The sequence below is a fragment of the Streptomyces sp. NPDC031265 genome (assembly GCF_055570295.1).
The window spans coordinates 166534-169433 of the sequence record NZ_JBVIHM010000016.1; the positions used below are offsets into that span (position 1 = coordinate 166534).

At 73.3% G+C, this 2900-nt stretch carries 2 protein-coding genes; one reads left to right on the forward strand and one right to left on the reverse strand.

Annotated features, from left to right (window positions below):
- The first annotated feature begins 518 nt into the window (after window positions 1-518).
- Complete coding sequence (locus ACZ499_RS24235; protein WP_468677853.1) at window positions 519-2156, forward strand: hypothetical protein; 1638 nt, start codon at window positions 519-521, stop codon at window positions 2154-2156.
- A 296-nt stretch (window positions 2157-2452) separates the two neighbouring features.
- On the opposite strand, the gene ACZ499_RS24240 is transcribed toward ACZ499_RS24235, so the two are convergent.
- Window positions 2453-2809 carry a DUF1330 domain-containing protein gene (locus ACZ499_RS24240; protein ID WP_468677823.1) on the reverse strand — a complete coding sequence of 119 codons (357 nt, stop codon included), beginning with the start codon at window positions 2807-2809 and terminating at the stop codon, window positions 2453-2455.
- Window positions 2810-2900: the final 91 nt, after the last annotated feature.

Sequence of the window (2900 nt, forward strand, 5' to 3'; positions counted from 1 at the left end):
TCCTGGCGTGCCCAGCTTTTTTCCTTCCCCCCCCCCCCCCCCCCCCCCCCACCCCCCCCCCCCCCCCCCCCCCCCCCCCGCGACCGCGCCCCCGCGCGCGGAGTCCGCGAGCAGCCGCAGCGCCGGGTAGAGGGACGATTTCCCGGTGCCGTTGGCGCCCGTCACCACGTTGAGGCGGTCGAGGGGCACGACGAGGTGCCGCAGCGACCGGTGGTTCTCGACGGCGAGTGTGGTGATCAGGCCTTCGAGCGTAGGGAGGGGGTCGCTTCGGTGTCTGACCCACCACCATCTCCAGACTTGAACGAGGCCTCAGCCGAGACGACGACCTCGCCCATGCCTACCGCGACTGGGTCCAGACCGCTTGACAGCAATAGGAGCATCAATCGCCCGCTGTGTTCCGTGGCCGGGCCCGCCTTAGGGTGGGCCGGGTGGGCATCAGCCAGGTCCTGCGGACCGACACCGCCAACGACGGAGCCGCCTCGCCACCGCGCGGGAGGCGGCGGCGGCCGCAGTGGCGCGTGCCCGCGGTCGTGACGCTGACGGTCCTCCCGCTGTACGCGGTGTGGGCGCTGGTCCTCGCGACCGGCGGCGGCGACCTCGCGGCCCAGCTCGCCTGGGCCGGCTTCGCGGCCCGGCACCCGGGGTCCGCGTACAAGCTGTCCTGGTACGGCGGCGCGCACACCGCCAACTACAGCCTGCTGACGCCGTGGTTGATGGCGGCGTTCGGGGTGCGCGCGGTGTCGGTCTTGGCGGGTGTTTCCAGTACGTGGCTGATGGCTCTGCTCTTCGTACGGGCGGAGGGCGCGCGGGGCACGCGGTTCGGGGGCGACGGGCCGTGGCGGGGGGTGTGGCCCGCGTTGCTCGCCGCAGCGGCGCTGTGGTGCAACGTCGTGTCGGGGCGTACGACCTTCGCGGTGGGGATCGCGTTCGCGCTCGCGGCCTGTCTGCTGGTGCAGGGGCCGCTGGGGAAGGTCGGGCCGGGTCGAATAGAGAGCACCGCTCTCGGGCTCGGTTGGGTGCGCCGCTCCAGTACGAGACTGCCGCTCGCATGCGTGAGCACTGCTCTCGCCACCATGGCCAGCCCTGTCGCCGGGCTCTTCCTGCTCGTCGTCGGCGCCGCGTACGGTCTGGACCGGCAGTGGCGCAAGGCCGCCGTCCTGAGCGTGCCGCCGTGCGTGATCGTCGCGGCCACCACCCTCCTCTTCCCCTTCGAGGGCGAACAGCCCATGCAGCTGGGCAAGCTGTGGATGCCGCTCGGCGTCTGCGCCGGGCTACTGCTCGCCGCGCCCGTATCCCGTACGTGGCGGGTCGTCCGCGCCGGGTCCGCCGTGTACGCGGTGGGGGTCGTCCTCACGTACGTCGTCGCCTCCCCGATCGGCTCGAACGTGGAGCGGCTCGTCGGGCTGGCCGGGCCGCCCGTCCTGCTCGCCGCGCTCCTCGCGCCCGGGCTCGACAGGACGCGGCGGGTCGTGCTGGCCGTGGTGCTGCTCATCTCCGTCAACTGGCTGCGCGACAAGACGCTCGACGACACCGGGGTCTCCACCGTCACGCCCGCGTGGGCGTCGCATACGGACGGGCTCGTCGGTGAGTTGCGTCGGCTCGGGGCCGACCGGACGCGTGTCGAAGTGGTGCCCGCGCGCAATCACCGTGAGGCCGCGGTGCTCGGTGCGGACGTCAACAACGCGCGTGGGTGGAACCGGCAGTTGGACGTGGAGCGCGGGCGCCTCTTCTACGACGGGTCGTTCTCGCCGGCCGCGTACCGGGCCTGGCTCGACCGCTGGGCCGTCGGCCTCGTCGCCCTCCACGACGGGCTGCCGGACGGGCCCGCCACCGCCGAGGCCGCGCTCGTGCGCAGCGGGCCGCCGTGGCTGGAGCGGGTGTGGGGGGATGCGCACTGGACTCTTTACCGGGTGCGGGATGCGGTGCCGCTGGTGTCCGCGCCGGGGGTGGTGGTGCGGGGGGACGACGCTCAGCTCGTCGTCCGGATGGCGCGGGCGGGGTCCGCGACCGTCCGGATCGCCTATTCGCCGTGGCTGCGGGCGGATGGGGGTGCGTGCGTGGCGCGGGACGGTGAGTGGGCTCGGCTCACGGTGCCGCGGGCGGGGGTTTATCGGCTGGATTCGCCTTACCGGTGGCCCCGTGGGGGTGGGTGTTGAGGGCGGTGCGGGTCGGGGGGCGGTGCGGGTCGGGGGGCGGTGACTTCAGGTGCGGGTTGTCTGTGGCGTTCGCGCCGTTCCCCCCGCCCCTTGAAACCCCGGTCGCCCGCGGGCTGCGTGTGGCTGGTCGCGCAGTTCCCCGCGCCCCTGAAACCCCGGTCGCCCGCGGACCGTGCGTGGTTCTCGCACCGTTCCCCGCGCCCCTGACAGCCACTGCGGTGGAGCCGCACAATGACGCAGCCCCGCGCTCCTGAAAGCCATCGCGGTGGAGCCGCACAACGGCACAGCCCTGGGCTCTAAAGGCCGGCCCCCTGCGCCTCCCTGAACCGCCTCGCCGTCCTCGCCGCCTCGTAGTCCGGGCCCACCCCGTCCACCAGGACCAGGTCGCCCGGGATGTGGTCCGTGCGGAGAGGGAGGAGGTTCTGGTACTCGGGGGACTCGTACCAGGAACGGGCCTCCGCCATTCCCGGGAAGGCGACCATGACCAGGGCTCCCGGCCAGGCGCCCTCGCGTACCTCCACCGTCGTCCCGTGGACCAGGAACCGGCCGCCGAAGGGGGCCAGCGTGTCCTGGACGCGCTCCATGTAGACGAAGACTTCCTCGGGGACGGGGCCTTCGGTGGGGCGCAGGTGGGCTATGGCGTAAGCGGTCATGAGGGCCTCCGGGGCAACGATTGCCGTGGGGATGCCTCGATCCTGCCGGGGGCGGGGCGGGTGGTCGATTACCCGGCGGGTAATCGACCAC